The 17,739-nt window shown below is 36.1% G+C and carries 18 protein-coding genes, 1 tRNA gene and 1 rRNA gene; 19 read left to right on the top strand and 1 reads right to left on the bottom strand.

The genetic code is table 11. The annotated features are described in order from the left end of the window. From rrf to EPJ90_RS06565, 10 genes are all read left to right on the top strand, one after another. A 5S ribosomal RNA gene (gene rrf / locus EPJ90_RS08735) occupies positions 1 to 92 on the top strand; the annotation flags it as partial. A gap of 79 nt (positions 93 to 171) precedes the next feature. Continuing rightward, positions 172 to 591: a tRNA (adenosine(37)-N6)-threonylcarbamoyltransferase complex ATPase subunit type 1 TsaE gene (tsaE, locus tag EPJ90_RS06605; RefSeq protein ID WP_125164346.1), complete on the top strand. Its 420-nt coding sequence runs from the start codon at positions 172 to 174 to the stop codon at positions 589 to 591. Continuing rightward, complete coding sequence (gene tsaB / locus EPJ90_RS06600) at positions 591 to 1,154, top strand: tRNA (adenosine(37)-N6)-threonylcarbamoyltransferase complex dimerization subunit type 1 TsaB (RefSeq protein ID WP_200542828.1); 564 nt, start codon at positions 591 to 593, stop codon at positions 1,152 to 1,154. Before tsaE ends, tsaB begins: the two co-directional genes overlap by 1 nt. After that, positions 1,154 to 1,582 (top strand): ribosomal protein S18-alanine N-acetyltransferase, encoded by a 429-nt coding sequence (gene rimI, locus EPJ90_RS06595; protein WP_161637494.1) that lies wholly within the window; start codon positions 1,154 to 1,156, stop codon positions 1,580 to 1,582. Before tsaB ends, rimI begins: the two co-directional genes overlap by 1 nt. Next, entirely contained in the window at positions 1,583 to 2,593 is a 1,011-nt protein-coding gene (tsaD, locus tag EPJ90_RS06590) for a tRNA (adenosine(37)-N6)-threonylcarbamoyltransferase complex transferase subunit TsaD (protein WP_161637495.1), read from the top strand. 57 nt (positions 2,594 to 2,650) lie between these two features. Further along, positions 2,651 to 3,274 carry a redox-sensing transcriptional repressor Rex gene (locus tag EPJ90_RS06585; protein WP_003774010.1) on the top strand — a complete coding sequence of 208 codons (624 nt, stop codon included), beginning with the start codon at positions 2,651 to 2,653 and terminating at the stop codon, positions 3,272 to 3,274. A gap of 19 nt (positions 3,275 to 3,293) precedes the next feature. Then, complete coding sequence (gene asnS / locus EPJ90_RS06580; protein WP_161637496.1) at positions 3,294 to 4,676, top strand: asparagine--tRNA ligase; 1,383 nt, start codon at positions 3,294 to 3,296, stop codon at positions 4,674 to 4,676. A 9-nt stretch (positions 4,677 to 4,685) separates the two neighbouring features. Beyond that, the gene (locus EPJ90_RS06575; RefSeq protein WP_200542827.1) at positions 4,686 to 5,981 is read left to right on the top strand and encodes an N-acetylmuramoyl-L-alanine amidase; all 1,296 of its coding nucleotides are present in this window, start codon (positions 4,686 to 4,688) and stop codon (positions 5,979 to 5,981) included. A gap of 14 nt (positions 5,982 to 5,995) precedes the next feature. Further along, the gene (locus EPJ90_RS06570) at positions 5,996 to 7,846 is read left to right on the top strand and encodes an ABC-F family ATP-binding cassette domain-containing protein (RefSeq protein WP_161637498.1); all 1,851 of its coding nucleotides are present in this window, start codon (positions 5,996 to 5,998) and stop codon (positions 7,844 to 7,846) included. Between the two features lie 79 nt (positions 7,847 to 7,925). Next, positions 7,926 to 9,137 carry a diphosphate--fructose-6-phosphate 1-phosphotransferase gene (locus EPJ90_RS06565; protein ID WP_125164353.1) on the top strand — a complete coding sequence of 404 codons (1,212 nt, stop codon included), beginning with the start codon at positions 7,926 to 7,928 and terminating at the stop codon, positions 9,135 to 9,137. Between the two features lie 148 nt (positions 9,138 to 9,285). On the opposite strand, the gene EPJ90_RS06560 is transcribed toward EPJ90_RS06565, so the two are convergent. Continuing rightward, positions 9,286 to 9,374 (bottom strand) — tRNA-Ser (locus tag EPJ90_RS06560). Between the two features lie 104 nt (positions 9,375 to 9,478). On the opposite strand from EPJ90_RS06560, the gene EPJ90_RS06555 reads away from it, so the two are divergent. From EPJ90_RS06555 to EPJ90_RS06515, 9 genes are read left to right on the top strand one after another with little or no spacing between them, the layout of a single operon-like run. Continuing rightward, positions 9,479 to 9,799: a hypothetical protein gene (locus EPJ90_RS06555; RefSeq protein ID WP_125164354.1), complete on the top strand. Its 321-nt coding sequence runs from the start codon at positions 9,479 to 9,481 to the stop codon at positions 9,797 to 9,799. Further along, positions 9,789 to 10,799: a V-type ATPase subunit gene (locus EPJ90_RS06550; protein ID WP_161637499.1), complete on the top strand. Its 1,011-nt coding sequence runs from the start codon at positions 9,789 to 9,791 to the stop codon at positions 10,797 to 10,799. Before EPJ90_RS06555 ends, EPJ90_RS06550 begins: the two co-directional genes overlap by 11 nt. 11 nt (positions 10,800 to 10,810) lie before the next feature. Beyond that, a complete protein-coding gene (locus EPJ90_RS06545; RefSeq protein WP_161637500.1) occupies positions 10,811 to 12,601 on the top strand; it encodes a V-type ATPase 116kDa subunit family protein in 1,791 nt (596 codons plus the stop codon). A 13-nt stretch (positions 12,602 to 12,614) separates the two neighbouring features. Then, positions 12,615 to 13,049 carry an ATP synthase subunit C gene (locus EPJ90_RS06540; RefSeq protein WP_125164357.1) on the top strand — a complete coding sequence of 145 codons (435 nt, stop codon included), beginning with the start codon at positions 12,615 to 12,617 and terminating at the stop codon, positions 13,047 to 13,049. Then, positions 13,046 to 13,354 carry a V-type ATP synthase subunit F gene (locus EPJ90_RS06535; protein WP_161637501.1) on the top strand — a complete coding sequence of 103 codons (309 nt, stop codon included), beginning with the start codon at positions 13,046 to 13,048 and terminating at the stop codon, positions 13,352 to 13,354. The genes EPJ90_RS06540 and EPJ90_RS06535 overlap by 4 nt, the downstream gene beginning before the upstream one ends. Next, positions 13,355 to 13,921: a V-type ATP synthase subunit E gene (locus tag EPJ90_RS06530; protein WP_161637502.1), complete on the top strand. Its 567-nt coding sequence runs from the start codon at positions 13,355 to 13,357 to the stop codon at positions 13,919 to 13,921. 11 nt (positions 13,922 to 13,932) lie between these two features. Beyond that, a complete protein-coding gene (locus tag EPJ90_RS06525; RefSeq protein WP_161637503.1) occupies positions 13,933 to 15,657 on the top strand; it encodes a V-type ATP synthase subunit A in 1,725 nt (574 codons plus the stop codon). Between the two features lie 12 nt (positions 15,658 to 15,669). Next, complete coding sequence (locus EPJ90_RS06520; RefSeq protein WP_161637504.1) at positions 15,670 to 17,115, top strand: V-type ATP synthase subunit B; 1,446 nt, start codon at positions 15,670 to 15,672, stop codon at positions 17,113 to 17,115. A 1-nt stretch (position 17,116) separates the two neighbouring features. Then, positions 17,117 to 17,707: a V-type ATP synthase subunit D gene (locus tag EPJ90_RS06515; RefSeq protein ID WP_161637505.1), complete on the top strand. Its 591-nt coding sequence runs from the start codon at positions 17,117 to 17,119 to the stop codon at positions 17,705 to 17,707. Positions 17,708 to 17,739: the final 32 nt, after the last annotated feature.

Genomic DNA, 17,739 nt, shown 5'->3' with positions numbered 1-17,739 from the left:
TCACACCTGTTCCCATCTCGAACACAGAAGTTAAGCACTTTAGCGGCGACAATATCTAGCCAAGCGCTAGTGAAGATAGTTCATCGCCAGGTAATTTGACACTCTATTTAGAGTGTCTTTTTTTTATATTTGTGTAAGAAGTGTGATATAATTATTCGGATGGTGATGAAAATGAAAAAACAAATAAAAACATACTCAGTAACTGAGACAATGCAATTAGGAGAGCAATTTGGACAAAGTCTGTCAAAGGGTTGCCTTATATCTTTAGCAGGTGATCTAGGCGTTGGAAAAACTGCGTTTACAAAAGGCCTTGCGAAGGGTTTAAATATTTCTGAGACAATTAGTAGTCCGACATTTACGATTCTAAAGGAATACGACGGTCGACTGAATTTAAAACATATTGATGCATATCGATTAGAAGGTGTTTCTTCGGATGCGATTGGTTTATTTGATTTGTTAGACGATGAAAATGTTGTCGTACTCGAATGGGGAAAATATCTGGATGACTTGGATTTCAAAATAGACTATCTAATAACTCTTGATTATGATGATGAAAATGAGAGAACAATTACAATTGAGGAGCTGAATTAATGAATACACTAATTATTGATACATCGCATAAATTTCTTGCTGTTGGCTTGGAGGTTGATGGGACCTTGAAAGTAAATAAACAATCTCTTATGGATAAAAAGCAATCTGAATTTTTATTAACTTATGTGGATGAAGCAATTCGAGAAGCTAAATTGGTTCCTATGGATATCGACCAAGTCGTAATTACAAGTGGACCAGGAAGTTACACTGGTTTAAGAATTGGGATGACTTTCGCTAAAACATTTGCACTGACTAATCATAAACTAAAGGTTTATAAAGTTAATACATTGCTTTCTTTATCTGGAAATAATAATGGTTTCTCATTCATTGATGCACGATCAGGTCGTGTATTCGGTGCTTATGTATCAAATGGTATAGTTAATGATGAGCGTATATATATGATGGATGAATTAAAGGATATTGATCTTGATTTATTTGGTGATCTGGATTTGTTGGATCAAAAATCAGAAAACCCACGCATTATACTGAATATTCTTGATGTAAAGGACTCTTGGGAAGTAGAAACAAATATTGATTTACTTGTTCCGAATTACATCAAATAATGATTCGTAACGCAACAATTGATGATGTTCAAGCAATTATTCAAATTGATCAACTTACACTTGCTTCGCATTGGACTGAAAAACAATATTTGGATGAACTATCAAACACAAATTCCGTGGTGGATGTCATTGAAACGAATCATAGCGTGATTGGTTTTTATAGTCTTAGGTTGATTGGAGATACATGTGATATACTCCAAATTGCAATTCATCCAGATTATCAATCCCAAGGTTATGGAAAGAAACTTATGAATCATCTATGTAGTATTTCCACAAATTACAAGGTAAAAGAAATCTTCTTAGAAGTTGAAGAAAATAATACAAATGCACTCCAATTCTATCTAAAATTTAATTTTGAAATGATATCAATTCGTCAAAATTATTATGGTACAAACAGAAATGCAATTGTGATGAGAAAGGTGTTATAAATGTTAATATTAGCTATAGAGTCAAGTTGTGATGAAACATCTTGCGCAATAATTAAAGACGGTATTGAGGTTTTAAGTAACTCGGTATCAACTCAAATTGAAATTCATAAACAATATGGTGGTGTTTTTCCAGAAGTCGCTTCAAGACTTCATGTAGAAAACATCAACATCGTAATTAAGGATGCTTTAAACAAAGCAGATATAAAAATTGAGGACGTGGATGCGATTGCTGTTACACAAGGACCCGGTTTAATTGGGTCTTTACACGTAGGTGTTATGGCAGCCAAAACAATTGCCTGGAGTTTAGGAAAACCTTTGGTACCAGTACACCATATTGCGGGTCATATTTATGCCAATAAATTGGTTGGAGATTTGAAATTTCCATTGCTTGCTCTTGTTATTTCGGGAGGTCATACTGAGCTCGTCTCAATGATCGATGAATATCAATTCGAAGTAATTGGTAAGACTCAGGATGATGCTGTAGGAGAGGCATTTGATAAGGTTTCGCGTCTACTTGGATTAGGCTATCCCGGCGGACCGGTAATTGACAAACTCGCACAGACAGGAAAAACGAATTATCAATTACCAAAAGTAAAAACAGAAAATCCACTGGATTTCTCTTTTAGCGGACTAAAATCTGCAGTGAGACAATTAACGCTTCGTGAGGAGCGCAATGGTCGTGAGGTTATTGTAGAAGATGTTGCATATGCATTCCAGCATGCAGCGGTTAGAGAGCTCATGTCACGTGTTGAATACGCTCTTGAGAACTCAACAATTCAATATAAATCGCTTGTGTTGGCAGGCGGGGTCGCTGCTAACTCAGAGGTTCGTAAACAAATTGTAGATTTAAATATAAAATATCCAAACTTAAATATTTTAGTTCCGCCACTTTGGGCATGTATGGATCAAGCGGCCATGATCGGATTAGCTGGTCAAATCGCTTATGATAAAGGTGTGCGCGGAGATTGTGAAATATCGGCGCTTTCTAACAAACAACTAATTTCTTATTAAAGTTTTCACATTTAATATAGGAAGACTTTGTGATATGATTTACACGGTGGTGATATCATGAGTAATATATCTAATGTACCAAAGGCAACTATGCAAAGGTACCCAATATATTTAAAGGCATTAAGAAAACTCTATAATATGGGAGTTGAACGTATTTTATCGCGAGAATTATCTTTATTTGTAGATATTGAATCTACTACAATTCGTCGTGATTTTTCGTTTATTGGTTCTCTCGGTAAGCAAGGATATGGTTATGATGTGAAAACGTTAATTGAAACGTTTGATAATCTTTTAGGTGTGAGTTTTGAAGAAGAGTTGATTTTAGTGGGTGCCGGTAATTTAGGGCGTGCTATTCTAAATTATAATCGTTGGAATCACGTAGTTGGAGAAATTGCGTGTGCATTTGATATTGATCCTAATAAATTAGGGGAGGCATCGGACATTCCGATTTACCATATGAGTGAGTTGGAAGAGCGAATGCCCAAAGGATGTCGCATTGCTATCGTAACGGTTTCAAAAAATGTGCAAGAAACAATCGATAAACTTGTGGATTTAGGAATTGTAGGAATTGTTGACTTTTCGAGTGAACATATTCAAGTTCCAAAACATGTAATCGTAAAAACTGTAGATGTCGTATCTACGGTTCAGGAATTAATTTTCCAAACTAATAATATTCGTTAAAAATAGTTGAGGTGTAAAGATGATTTCATATTTAACAATACGAGAGTGCTATGACTTATTAGCATATGGATCGGAAATTGAAGTAGATGCAATTGAGTTTGTTCAATTGCAAGGTTGGGTTCGAACCAACCGCAAAGGGAAAAATGTTGGGTTTATAGAACTGAACGACGGAACCTATTTTAGAAGTGCTCAATGTGTATATGCAGCAAATCTTGAAAATTATGATGAAATTGGTAAATATAATACAGGAACAGCCATTACCGTAACAGGTTTGTTTAAAGTAACACCTGATGGTAAACAACCTTTTGAAATTGAAGTTAAAGAAGTCAAGTTGGAAGGTGAATGCAGTTCAGACTATCCGTTACAGAAAAAACGCCATAGCTACGAGTATTTACGTGAGATTGCTCATTTACGCGTTCGTACCAACTCATTCATGGCAGTTTTCCGTGTTCGATCGGTGCTTTCAATGGCAATTCATGAATTTTTCCAAAACCAAGGATTTGTTTACGTTCATACCCCAGTTATTACTGGAAATGATGCTGAAGGCGCAGGAGAAGCGTTTGTTGTTACAACACGTGATGATGCAAAATATGAAAAGGATTTCTTCGGAAAAAAGGCAAGCCTTACGGTATCTGGACAATTGCATGCAGAAGCTTTCGCACTTGCATTTAGGGATGTGTATACATTTGGTCCAACTTTCCGTGCAGAAAACTCAAATACAGCCCGCCATGCAAGTGAATTTTGGATGGTTGAGCCAGAGATTGCGTTTGCAGATCTCGAAGACAATATGAATTTAATCGAAGACCTTGTAAAATATTGTATTGAATATGTCCTTGAAAATGCACCTGAGGAAATGAAATTCTTCAATGAACGTATTGATACATCATTGTTAGAGCGACTCAATCAATTACTCTCAAGTGAATTCAAGCGAATGACTTATACTGAAGCAGTCGAGTTACTTCAAAAAGAGAATGACCGCTTTGAATATAAAGTTGAATGGGGAACGGACTTGCAGTCAGAACACGAACGTTTTATTAGTGAAGAAGTTGTTAAAGGACCTGTATTCATTACGGACTACCCTAAAGAAATTAAGTCATTCTATATGCGTCTCAACGATGATGGTAAAACCGTAGCAGCTTGTGATTTACTCGTTCCGCACGTTGGTGAACTCGTAGGTGGATCACAGCGTGAAGAGCGTCTTGATGTCCTTGAAAAACGTATGGAAGAACTTGATATACCAAAAGAGAGTCTTGAATGGTATCTTGATTTAAGACGTTATGGTGGTGTCAAGCATGCAGGATTTGGAATTGGATTCGAGCGTTTCTTAATGTATATTACTTCAATGACTAATATTCGTGATGTGCTTCCATTTGCACGTACACCACGTCATTTAGATTACTAGGAGTAGGACATGGATTTTAAATCAAATTATGTTCCAAAAGAAAGAAAAAGAGCGAACTACAAAATTGTAGTTCCTTTTATTCTATTAGTAGGGCTGCTAGTTTATGCTGTTTATGACCTTTATAAGCCTGCAAATCAAGAAATGGATTCTCATTTTTCGATATGTAAGACGGATTTTGTTCAAACACAAGAAATCCTTGCACATTTAGAACATCAACCGCCCATTGATTTGAATGATTATGGTATCTATGGACAAACGTTAGGATTGTATAATAAATCATACACAGTTCATGAACAAGATCCTTTTGATGGCAAAACTGTGTTTTTGAATAACCTTTGTAAAAATGAAGAAAGTGTCTATATGATGAACGTTGATTTGGACAATAAAATTCCAATGGAGATGCTTGAAGATGGTTTTTATCAAATTAAAATACTAGAAGGGCTCAAGCAGTTGTCACTTCGATCAGACAATAAAATTGATGACGTCTTTTATTCCGTATCCAAGGATGGCTATTCTAAAAAAATTCGAATTATCGCGGATAAGGATTTGTTTAATGACGATCAAGAAGTTATGAATGATAATTATGTATTTTTAGAGGTTTCATCAGTAGAAACACCGAAAGAAAATATTGATATCGTTATTGATCCAGCAGCATTTATTGAAGATGAGAATGGAAATATTGATTATGGTGGTCAACGCTCGGATCTAATCGAAAGTCAAGAAATGTATCGTACCGCTGAAGGAATCAAAACTCAGTTAGAGGCTAAGGGACTGACGGTAATGATTGCACGTGATGATAAGCTTCCGAAGTCATTAAATGGTCCGGATGGACGTCTAAAGACTGCTTACGATGTTGGTGCGAAGTATTATATTCAATTGCGTTTTCCGAACAGTCCATATGAAGGTGATAAGGGTGCAACGATTATGTACTCTAACTTTACCTCTAATAAGCTCGCTACAAATATTATGAAAAACATTATGTATACAACGTCCTTAAAACCATCGATCTGGTCTTCAGGTAGAAGTATGGATGGTGTGTATCATCCAGAACAAGTTGATGGGTATGATTCCATTGATTCTATACGTGAAGCAGGTGGTCGTTTTACTGGGGCGGGAAGTATGAATGAAACATATCTCGAATTAAATCAATTTGCGTCGTCAAGTAACAAGGGTATGCAATCGATTGTAATTGAATATGGGTTCATGAATGATGATGAAACATTTAAGACATGGAAACAAGAACATTCGAAAATTGTTGATGCAACGGTAGCGGGAATTCTTGCAGAATTAGGGTATTCAAAATAATTAGGTGAAAGTATATGTTAGTTCAAGTTAAAAGTGCATTTAAATCTTTTGGAAGTCAGGAGCTTTTTAGAGATTTAAATTTAATTATACAAGAGAATGAAAAAGTTGCGCTTATTGGAGCCAACGGTGTTGGGAAAACAACATTATTCAATGTTCTCTCAGGTAATGAAATTTTAGATAAAGGGAATGTGTTTTGGAAGTCAGGTATCCGGACTGGATTTCTAGAGCAAATCCATATAACGCAAGATCAAGTGATCCTCAAAGATTTTTTCGCAGAGGCATACAGTGACATAACTCAACTTCAGGCTCAACTTCATGATTTAGAGCAAATTATGAAGACTGATCATAGTGAAAAGGTTCTAAAATCATATGACCGTATTCAAACTGAATTTTTAAGACGTGGTGGATACTCGATTGAGACAGAAGTTCATACGCTTCTTACAAAATTTAATTTTTCTGTAGAAGATTTGAATCGACCATTGAATACATTTTCCGGAGGTCAAATCACACGTTTAGCGTTCGTAAGACTCTTATTAAGCAAGCCAGATATTCTATTTCTTGATGAACCGACAAACCACCTCGATATTTCAACGATTGAATGGCTCGAAGGGTATCTTAATGCATACGATGGTTCTGTCGTTGTGGTATCGCACGACCGATTATTTTTAGATCGTGTATGTAATGTTGTTGTGGAGATTGAAGATTACATTGCTACAAGATATTCGAGTAATTACTCAGGATATCAAGTTCTAAAAGAAAAAGATATTGAGCGTCATAATATTAAAGTTCGAAATCAACAAAAAGAAATTGAACGTATTGAAGGTCTAATTGAAAAATTTAGATATAAAAAAAATAAAGCAGCTTTTGCGCAATCAAAGATTAAGTATCTCGAGCGTATTGATCGACTTGAGACAAAGGATTCGAAAACAAAAGAGTTTAAAGCAGAATTTAAATCCCAAGTAAGAGGTGGAAAGGATGTTTTAACCTTAAGTGATTTTGTTATTGGTTATGATAAACCTTTAACAACCGTGACACAAACCTTTACGAGGGGGCGTCGTTATGCAATTGTCGGTGATAATGGTACGGGAAAATCAACGCTTCTAAAATCTTTGGCGGGACGTTTAGAACCGCTCAGTGGTGACATTTTACTCGGACATCAAATTGAAATGGGATATTTTGACCAAAATCTTCTAGACTTTTCTATGGAAAAAACTGTTTTAGAAGAAGTATGGGATGACTTCCCTCAGTTAGATCATACAGAAATTCGAACTGCTTTAGGCCAATTTCTTTTTAAGGGTGAAGAGGTTTTTAAATCTGTTTCGGTTCTTTCTGGGGGTGAACGTGTTCGTTTGTCTTTAATTAAATTAATGCTCAGTCACGATAATCTTCTAGTTCTTGATGAACCAACCAATCATCTTGATATCCAAGGTAAAGAAGCACTGGAAAAATCATTAAGTCATTATGATGGTACTATGATTTTTGTTTCGCATGATCGGTATTTTATTGAAAAACTTGCGACGGATATATTGCTCTTAAAAGATGGTGTTCTTGAACACACAGAAAAGAGTATGAATGAGATTGTAAGTGAAAACAAACAAAAGTCCATGGAGCAAAAGGAATCGAACAAAAAAGAATATGTTAATCTAAAAAAATATAAAAATAGACAAAAGAAACTTGAAGAAGAACTGATTGAGTATTATGAAGATTTAGAAATTCATCGTGAACTTCGGTTCAATCCCGATTATTATCATGATTATGAAAAAATGAATGAATTAAATCAAACGATAGATGAAATTCATAATGAAATTAAGAACCGAGAAAATGAATGGGCTGAGGTTTCTGAAATCTTAGAAGAAAACGCTTAGAAATTGCTTTCTTATTTGGCTATTTTGATATTATTGTGTATAATAGGAATTGGTAAAAAATAAAGGAGTAGATTACTATATGGCTAAATGTTTAGTGGCTCAATCAGGTGGGCCAACATCAGTAATTAACGCTACTGTTGCAGGTATCGTTAAAGCAAACCAACTGAACCCAATTTATGATGTGGTTTTAGGTGGTCTTCACGGAATTGAGGGAATTCTTGAAGAAAAATTTGTGGATTTAACACACATGAGTGAAGACGAAAACAATGTTTTACGTCAAACACCTTCAAGTGCTTTAGGTTCATGTCGTTATAAGTTAAAACGCGAGAACGTTGCAGATTTCGAAAAATTGTTTACAATTTTAGAAAAACATGATATCCGTACAATGTTCTACGTTGGTGGAAACGACTCAATGGATACAGTGTATGCATTGTCACAATATGCAGAAGCAAATGGACATACAGAATTCCAGTTTGTTGGTTGTCCAAAAACTGTTGATAATGACCTTATGGTTATCGATCACTGTCCAGGATTTGCAAGTGCAGCGAAATTTATTGCTACAACTGCTTACCAAACATGGTTGGATAGTACAGTTTATACACGTCAAGATGTATTCATTCTTGAAACAATGGGACGCGATGCTGGTTGGTTAGCAGCAAGTGCATGTGTTTCAGGTGTTGTTGATATGGTAGTTCTTCCTGAACTAGCGTTCGATAAAGAAGCATTCTTGAAAACAGTTCAAAAACACATTGATGAAAAAAATAAATGCTATATCGTTGTAAGTGAAGGTGTTCGTTATGAAGATGGAACTTACTTAGCTGCTGGTGAATCAAAAAATGATACATTTGGCCATGCAGTTCTTGGTGGAGCAGGAAATGCTTTACGTGAAATGATTCTTGAAGCAGGTATTTCAGAGCGAGCTAAAGTTCAAGATTTAAGTAACGCTCAACGTTCACACGCTACAGAACAATCAAAAGTAGATGTTGATGAGTCATTCAAACTTGGTATGTCAGCACACATGCGTTCAATGGAACCATCATTTACAGGTAAAATGGTAGCTCTTAAACGTGTTGAAGGTGTAGAAGAATACGATGTTGAATTCTTTGCAACAGATGCAAGCAATGTCGCAAACCATGTTAAGAACTTCCCAGTTGAGTGGATCTTACCAGAATTTGCAGGTATCACTCAAGAAGCACATGACTACATCGCACCTCTATTAGTAGGACGTCCAGTAGTTATGTTTGACGAAAAAGGTTTACCTCGTCAAGTAAAACCATTCTACATGCGTTAATTCAAAAGACTCCAAACGGAGTCTTTTTTCTTTATAATCAAGAACACATCGCGTAAGTTGTTGATTTAAAATCAATAAAGTGGTTAAATGTGGATATACATGCTAATAAAAAAACAATCACTACAAAGTGATTGTTGAAATTTTATTATGGCGGAGAAAGAGGGATTTGAACCCTCGCGAGCTTTCACTCCTATCGGTTTTCGAGACCGACCCCTTCAGCCTCTTGGGTATTTCTCCAACAATGTGTATTATACCAAGTTTTAATAAAAAAAGGAATATTTTATTGAAATTTATTTTTGATAGGAGTATTATAGGTTTTGTCTTTTTAAGGAGGGCAAATTATGGATGAACATATTCTTCGAATATTGAAAGCAAATCAAAGTGCAAAGCAGTTGGTTCATGAACATGAGTTGACGAATGAATTTGATCAAGAACACTTTGAAGAATTAAAAAAATCGATAGATAATGCGTTATCAGAAGTATTTGAACACGAATCTGCAAAGATTCGAGAAGAGTCTAATGCACGCTACGAACGCCTTAAGCCTATGTCAGATCATGAATATAACGAACGTGTCAAGGACTTGGACGAGCGGTTTAATGTAGCCAAAAAAGAATGGGAGCAAATTCTTTTTAAAAGAATTACTACATTAGATGGCAAGTGATTATGCAATGTCTACAAAGGCACGTTCGTTTTATAGTCAACATTTGACGGCTGCACACTATCGATCGATGCTAGAAATGCCTGATATTCCGGGAATTGCAAGTTTCTTGAAGAATGAAACACGATACGAGGATGTATTAGAAGGCATTAATGAAAAAGGGATTCACCGTGGTTTTTTTGAACAGCGTATTCGTTTAAAATCACATTTAGAGTTCTTAAGTCTTATGCGGTTTATTCAAACTAGTAAGCATCATTTTTATGAGTTCTATGTTCGCGAAGTCGAAATCTCGCAAATAATATTTATTCTGCATGCGATTGATGCAGGAACAAGTCATTTTGTGGAGGACTTTGTTGAAGATCTTAATCATCTTATGTCATTTGATGTATATGGTTTAGCGCAATGCACAACATTTGAAGCGGTTTATAAGTATTTAGAACATACGTCTTATAATAAACCACTCGCGTTCCTTACAGATAGTGTTGTTGATATTTCAAAGTGCGAAGATAGCTTAAAAATATTCTATAACCAACGTATGTTGGATCTAATTCGCCATGAACCAAACAACAAAGAATTACTCGAAGTTTTTCGAATTAATATTGAACTTGAAAATATTTCGAACGTTTACCGAATGAAAAAGTATTTTAATATGACATCGAATGAGATTCTAAAACGCGTTCATTATGAACCATACTATATCTCAGAAAATAGACTTCAAGATTGGATTTTTAACTGCGACGCAGACAGTTTTTTAGAAGCATTTAAAGAGACACCTTATGGTAAGTATGAGGATTTTGAAGGAGACCGTCACATCGAATATTACTTTGATATGATTCGCTATAGTATCATGAAACGAAAAATTCGTTTTTCAACAAATTCAGATGTGATTTTGTTCTCTTATATGTTTTTACTGAAAATAGAAATCGAGAATATTATTGATGTTGTTGAGGGAGTTCGATACCAGATGAGCCCCGAAGAAATTGTTAAGTTGCTGATTATTTAGGAGGTGGTTTAGTGGCAATAGAAAAAATGAGACTTGTTATGGTATCAACGGAACCTAAAAATGTGTTATCGATGATTGACAATATTATGACTTGTCCAAACTTTCATCCTGAACTTGCGACGGAGGTTGTAAAGGATGGAGACGGTGGGTTGTTATATCCCAACGATCGAATTTATGACAGTTATCTTTCACGATGTGAGCGTATTATTACAGATTTACATTTAACGCTAAGTGATAACCATGATCGCAGTTATTCAGTGGAACAAATTGAAAATGCTCTACAAGAAGCTGAGCAACGATATAATACACTTCACCGACAAGAATCGTCTTTATCAAGTTTAAATGATGATGACAAAATAGCATTAAGTAAGTTGCGAGAGTATCCTTTAGATCAAGTAGAGGAGGGCTTTATCCGTGTACATTTCGGAAGAATTCCTACTAATTCATTATCTAAAATTACACTGCACAATGATGAACGATTTGTATTCACAGAATTGCATCGAACGAAGCAGTATGGTTGGATTGTTTGGATTTGTTTGGAAGAAGATGAAAATCATCTTGTCCCAATGTTTGAGACGTTATTTTTTGAACCGCTCGCGATACCGATTGGTGCGGATGATAGTTTAAGAAAAGAATGTGCCGATTTGTTAGAGAATATGTATGGATATATTAAAGAACAATCGATGAAAGAGGCATACTATAAATATATAACAATCTACAATCAAGAAGCGGTAATTGTTGGATTTATTCCAGAAACAAGACTTTCGGTTTTTGAGTCGTTATTTCCAAAAGAAATGAAGGTTTTAAACTTTGATGCATCAACGCAAGAAGGTTTATTACCGCCAACACGATTGAAGAATGGTTGGTTCTCTCGACCGTTTGAGACTTTTGTTGAAATGTACAGTTTGCCTAAATATGGCGAATTTGATCCAACTACATTTTTTGCAATAACATATTGCTTGCTGTTTGGGATTATGTTTGGCGATTTAGGTCAAGGGTTTGTAATCGCATTAGGCGGGTATTATTTATCTAAGAAAAAAGGGATTAAGCTTGGAGATGTGGCGGTCCGAATTGGAATGTTCTCCATGTTCTTTGGATTAATTTATGGTTCGTTTTTTGGAAACGAAGAAATTTTGAAACCAATTCTAGCGCCATTTGGATTACCGATTCATGTTACAAGTCCTGATTTCACGATGACGTTGCTCTTAACAACAGTCACACTTGGAGTTGTCTTGATTTTAATGTCAATAGTGCTCAATATCTTTTTATCGTTAAAGAAAAAAGATTTCACGAACGCAATTTACAGTCAAAACGGTATTGCGGGCTTGATGTTTTACGGGTTTATTATGGGGGCCGTCGCATTAAATTCTCAAGGAATCAATGCTGTCAATCCACTAACAATTTTCCTGTTTATTGTTTTACCGTTAGTCATGATTTTATTTAAAGAACCGTTATCGAATCTTATGAATAAAATGAGTGCCTCTCCCCATGAAGGTTGGGGTGGTTACTTAGTCGAAAGTTTCTTCGAATTATTTGAAGTTTTATTAAGTTTTATCGCCAACACGATGTCATTTCTTCGTGTTGGAGGGTTTGTCCTTTCACATGCTGGAATGATGAGTGTTGTTATGACTCTCAATGAGATGGCGGGAAATGCGGGTATTTTAATCTTAATATTCGGTAATATTTTCGTTATCGGTTTAGAAGGACTTATTGTGGGTATTCAAACATTACGCTTGGAATATTATGAAATGTTTAGTCGTTATTACGACGGTGGTGGAAAGCCATTTAAATCAGTTTACTAAGGAGGAAATATTTATGTCATTATCATTATTTGAAATTCTCGGACCAATGCTTTTAATTGGTCTTATCACGTTACCACTTATACCGGTATATAAGAAAAAAGTGGATCCACAAAATGCGAAGTTCCGAGTTTGGTTCCAAGTATCATGTTTCTTTGCAGCATTAATTGGTGTTGTTTTGATTAGTGGTTATACACATGCTGATGAAGCTGTCTCAAATGCGTTTCAAGGAAGTAATGCACAGGGAATGGCTTATTTAGCTGCTTCGATTGCTGTAGGCTGTTCTGTACTTGGTGCTGGATATGCTGTTGGTCAAGCGGCACCTGCTGCAATTGGTGCTATTTCTGAGAAGGGTGAAAACTTTGGTAAAGCAATGATTTTCGTTGCACTTGCTGAAGGGGTTGCGATTTATGGGCTCTTAATCGCTATTCTTATTATTAATAAATTATGAAAATGTATCTTATCAGTGACAACATCGATACCCAAATGGGACTACGTTTAGCTGGTATTGAGGGTGTGGTTGTTCACGAAAAAGAGGAACTTAAAAAAGAACTTGAAACTGCAATTCACAGTGCTGATATTGGAATTGTTTTACTTACAACTAAAATTTTCGATTTAGATCGTGAGTATATTCAAGATTTAAAATTAAATCTGTCGAGTCCTTTAATTGTTGAAATATCAGACCGACATAAATCTCATGAAGTTCAATCGATGATTGATGAAACAATTTCTAAAATTATCGGAGAGGTGGTATAAATGGCTGGAGAAAAAGCTAAGGTTTCAAAAGAAATCGTTAATATTATTGATGAAGAAGCACGAAATTATACAGAAATGAGTCAACGTGCTCAAAAAGAAAAAGTAGATTCAGAACTTTCAGCATATAAAATTCAAGTTGAACATTCAATTAAATCACGTATTCGAAGTATTAAAGATCGCGAAGAAAAAAAACGCAGTCGCGTCGAATCGGAATTAAGATTCAGTGTGCAAAAGCGTCTTAGAATGCGTCGTCAAGAATTGCTTGATTCATTTGGAAATGAAATTAAGGAGAAAGTAGTTCATTTTCGAAAATCGGAGGACTATAAAAATTATCTCGATCAATGTCTTGATGATTTAAATCTTGATCCAACACTGCCGGTAGTGATTTCGATTTGCAGAGAAGATCAGTTATTATTTGATGTAAAAAATGCAACAATCGAGTTTATTGAACTTGAACTTGGCGGGTTTTTATGTGAAGTTGGCAATGTTGTTTATGATTACACATTGGATTCTCGATTTAATGATGCAATGAAATATTTTGTTCAGGAAAGTCAATTATGGATATAGAGGTGATCAATATGAGTACAATTTATTGGATTAATGGTCCAATTATTAAGAGTCAAGATGTTGATAACTTCACAATGTCTGAGATGGTGTATGTTGGACATCAAAAATTATTAGGAGAAGTTATTGGAATCGATGATGATTTCGTGACCATTCAGGTTTATGAATCAACATCTTCTATGAAAGTTGGAGAACCCATTGAACATACGGGCCAACCCTTAAGTATTGAGTTAGGACCTGGACTTTTGGGTAATATTTATGATGGTATTGGGCGTCCTCTCCAAGGATTGTCTGAAAAATATGGTTCCTATCTCGATGTGGGTCAAAGTATGCGTACATTGTCCGAAGATCGTGAGTGGCACGTGAATTTTTCCGTTTCAAAAGGCGATTTTGTTGAGTTAGGTCAGATTTACGCAACATTTGAAGAAACAGGTTCAATCGAGCATCGTTTGATGGCTACGACGGCTGGAACTATTGTATCGGAGTGTCAAGATGGACTTTATAAACTTGATGATACGCTGTTAACATTAGAAGATGGAACCGTGTTTACACTTTCTGTAATGTGGCCAATTCGCCATGAACGCCCTGTTGCGCGTCGTATTGATGCGAAGCAACCATTGATTACGGGACAACGAGTTATTGACACGTTGTTCCCAATTGTAAAGGGCGGTAGTGCCGCAATTCCAGGTGGTTTTGGCGCAGGTAAAACAATGCTTCAACATCAACTTGCAAAATGGTGTGATGCCGATATTATTGTCTATATTGGATGTGGCGAACGTGGGAATGAAATGGCTCAGGTTCTTGAAGAATTTTCAGAATTAATTGATCCAAAAACGGGACGTACGCTAATGGAACGAACCATTTTAATTGCAAATACATCTAACATGCCTGTAGCAGCGCGTGAGGCCTCTATCTATACGGGAATTACCTTTGCAGAGTATTACCGTGATATGGGCTATCATGTAGCCCTTATGGCTGATTCGACGTCACGCTGGGCAGAAGCATTGCGAGAGTTATCAGGACGCCTTGAAGAAATGCCAGCAGAAGAAGGATTTCCAGCTTATCTTGCATCAAGGTTAGCGGCCTTTTATGAAAGAAGTTCGTTTGTTGATACGCTCAATGGTGATGTGGGTTCAATTAGTATTATTGGTGCGATATCACCTCAAGGTGCTGATTTTTCGGAGCCTGTAACACAAAATACGCAACGTTTTATTGGTTGTTTCTGGGCTTTAGATAAAGCTTTAGCGTACATTCGTCATTTCCCATCTATAAACTATAATTTATCCTATAGTGAGTATCTTGTTCAATTAGATGGATGGTATGATCAACATATTGCACCTGAGTTTTTGGAGTATCGACAAATGATTCTATCTATTCTTAATGAAGAAACAAGTCTGATGGAGATTGTGAAATTAATTGGTCAGGATGTCTTGGCAGATAGACAAAAATTAACGCTTGAAATGGGACGTGTGATTCGTGTCGGATACCTACAACAGAATGCATTTCACGAGTACGACAGTTCTGTTTCGCTCCAAAAGCAATTTGAAATGTTGAAGCTCATTAACTATACATATCAACAATGTCAATTGGTGCTACATGATAAAAAACCTATGAACGCAATCACAAACACCCATATTTTTGATGAAATTGTGGGAATTAAATATGCCATTGATGAAGATTTATCAAAGTTTGATGCATACTATAAAAAAGTAGACGACGCACTTGCGTCCATTCAATAGGAGGAGATCGATATGAGTATATTATTTAAAGGATTATCGAGTATTAATGGTCCTCTAGTAGCAATTGAAGGTGTTAAAAACGCATCCTTTGATGAACTCGTGGAACTTGTAGATGATGACAATCATAGACGTCTTGGACGCATTATTGAATTGCAAGGTGAGCGAGCATTAATTCAAGTTTTTGAAAATACTGAGGGCATGTCGAAGAAAAACATGTTAACACGATTAACTGGAAAGCCTATTGAGATTGGTCTTTCTGAAGAAATATTAGGTCGAAGTTTTAGTGGCTCTGGAGTTCCAATCGACGGATTAGGACCCGTGTTTACTGAGAAATTCTCGGATATTAATGGACGAGTTATTAATCCTGTATCTAGAATTTATCCTCGAGATTATATTAATACAGGTGTTTCCGCAATTGACGGGTTAAACACACTTATTCGTGGACAAAAATTACCGATTTTCTCAGGGAGTGGGTTATCCCATAATGAGCTTGCTGCACAGATTGTTCGTCAAGCGAAGTTGCATGGAGATAGTAATGAAGATTTTGCTATTGTCTTTGCTGCGATGGGAGTAAAACATGATGTTGCGGCATTCTTTAAACAGACATTTATGGAACACGGTGTAATGGATCACGTAACCATGTTCTTAAACCTTGCCAATGATCCAATCATTGAGCGAATTTTAACACCACGATTTGCACTTACTGCGGCTGAATATCTTGCGTTTGAAAAAAATATGCATATTCTTGTTGTGATGACAGACATTACATCATATTGCGAAGCATTGCGTGAATATAGTTCTTCCAAAGAAGAAGTTCCAGGTCGAAAGGGATATCCAGGGTATCTCTATTCAGATCTTGCAAGCATGTATGAGCGAGCAGGATGTGTTGAAGGAAGTACTGGATCATTAACTCAAATTCCTATTTTAACAATGCCTAATGATGATATATCACACCCGATTGCGGACTGTACAGGTTATATTACAGAAGGTCAAATTGTACTGGATCGAGGCATGACGCAAAAAGGAATCTATCCACCCATAAACGTTTTACCGTCCCTCTCACGTCTAATGAAAGACGGGATTGGAGAGGGTTTAACTCGGGGCGATCATTCAAGTGTTTCGTCACAACTCTTTGCTGCCTATGCAAAAGTAATTGATGTTCGAAATTTAGCCTCAGTTATCGGGTTGGATGAACTTTCGAAAGCGGATCAAAAATACCTATCTTTCGGTAAGATTTTTGAAAACTATTTTGTTGGTCAAGGCGATGGAACAAACCGCGGTGTCGCTGAAACCTTAGATATTGGTTGGCATTTGTTATCATTGCTACCAATTCATGATCTTGACCGCCTTGATTCAAAATTACTTGAAGCGCATTATGATCATGCTGCTGCAGTGGTATATTTTAAAGAAAATAGCCCCGAACTTGTGGATGCAGTCTTGTTAGAAGGAATGCACTAACGTGTTAATTACTAAAGGAAATTTACTTGCATGTAAAGAGTCGTTACGATTAGCAAAGTTGGGCTACGAGCTAATGGATCGAAAACGAGTTATTCTCATGCAAGAGTTATCCAAAATGATGGATGACGTTAAAGAATTGCGTGATGTGATCGACGAAACTTACGATAAAGCATATCTTTCTTTACAACGTGCAAATGTTTCATTAGGTGTAATTGATCGCATTGCAAAATTAATGCCTGTTGAAGAAGACATTAAAATAGTCTATCGATCTGTTATGGGGATTGAAATACCTAAAGTAACCATCGAGGAAAAGGAAGTTAAAATTCCATATGCACTTAGTGTAAGTAATTCGAGACTTGATGAAGTTTTTTTGCAAATGCGTCAGGTTAAGCTCTATACCGCAAAACTAGCTGAACTAGACAACGGTATGTATCGACTTGCAAAAGCAATTGAGAAAAGTCGAAAACGAGCTAATGCACTTGAACAAATTGTTATTCCAGATCTTGAGATTAAAATCAAAACAATTTCAGATGCGCTCGAAGAAAAAGAGCGTGAAGAATTTATTCGAATGAAATTAGTAAAAAAAATGTAATTGAGAAATGACAGACGGTTATCGTCTGTTTT

The sequence above is a fragment of the Erysipelothrix sp. strain 2 (EsS2-7-Brazil) genome (assembly GCF_016617655.1).
In the GTDB taxonomy this organism is placed as follows: domain Bacteria; phylum Bacillota_I; class Bacilli_A; order Erysipelotrichales; family Erysipelotrichaceae; genus Erysipelothrix; species Erysipelothrix piscisicarius.
Note: the sequence above shows the minus strand (reverse complement) of the source record. Positions and strands in the feature narration are given on the sequence as shown.

Bases quoted from the DNA above. Each gene is read 5' to 3' on its own strand.
- tsaE (WP_125164346.1), top strand. From the start codon at position 172: ATGAAAAAACAAATAAAAACATACTCAGTAACTGAGACAATGCAATTA.
- tsaB (WP_200542828.1), top strand. From the start codon at position 591: ATGAATACACTAATTATTGATACATCGCATAAATTTCTTGCTGTTGGC.
- rimI (WP_161637494.1), top strand. From the start codon at position 1,154: ATGATTCGTAACGCAACAATTGATGATGTTCAAGCAATTATTCAAATT.
- tsaD (WP_161637495.1), top strand. From the start codon at position 1,583: ATGTTAATATTAGCTATAGAGTCAAGTTGTGATGAAACATCTTGCGCA.
- EPJ90_RS06585 (WP_003774010.1), top strand. From the start codon at position 2,651: ATGAGTAATATATCTAATGTACCAAAGGCAACTATGCAAAGGTACCCA.
- asnS (WP_161637496.1), top strand. From the start codon at position 3,294: ATGATTTCATATTTAACAATACGAGAGTGCTATGACTTATTAGCATAT.
- EPJ90_RS06575 (WP_200542827.1), top strand. From the start codon at position 4,686: ATGGATTTTAAATCAAATTATGTTCCAAAAGAAAGAAAAAGAGCGAAC.
- EPJ90_RS06570 (WP_161637498.1), top strand. From the start codon at position 5,996: ATGTTAGTTCAAGTTAAAAGTGCATTTAAATCTTTTGGAAGTCAGGAG.
- EPJ90_RS06565 (WP_125164353.1), top strand. From the start codon at position 7,926: ATGGCTAAATGTTTAGTGGCTCAATCAGGTGGGCCAACATCAGTAATT.
- EPJ90_RS06555 (WP_125164354.1), top strand. From the start codon at position 9,479: ATGGATGAACATATTCTTCGAATATTGAAAGCAAATCAAAGTGCAAAG.
- EPJ90_RS06550 (WP_161637499.1), top strand. From the start codon at position 9,789: ATGGCAAGTGATTATGCAATGTCTACAAAGGCACGTTCGTTTTATAGT.
- EPJ90_RS06540 (WP_125164357.1), top strand. From the start codon at position 12,615: ATGTCATTATCATTATTTGAAATTCTCGGACCAATGCTTTTAATTGGT.
- EPJ90_RS06535 (WP_161637501.1), top strand. From the start codon at position 13,046: ATGAAAATGTATCTTATCAGTGACAACATCGATACCCAAATGGGACTA.
- EPJ90_RS06530 (WP_161637502.1), top strand. From the start codon at position 13,355: ATGGCTGGAGAAAAAGCTAAGGTTTCAAAAGAAATCGTTAATATTATT.
- EPJ90_RS06525 (WP_161637503.1), top strand. From the start codon at position 13,933: ATGAGTACAATTTATTGGATTAATGGTCCAATTATTAAGAGTCAAGAT.
- EPJ90_RS06520 (WP_161637504.1), top strand. From the start codon at position 15,670: ATGAGTATATTATTTAAAGGATTATCGAGTATTAATGGTCCTCTAGTA.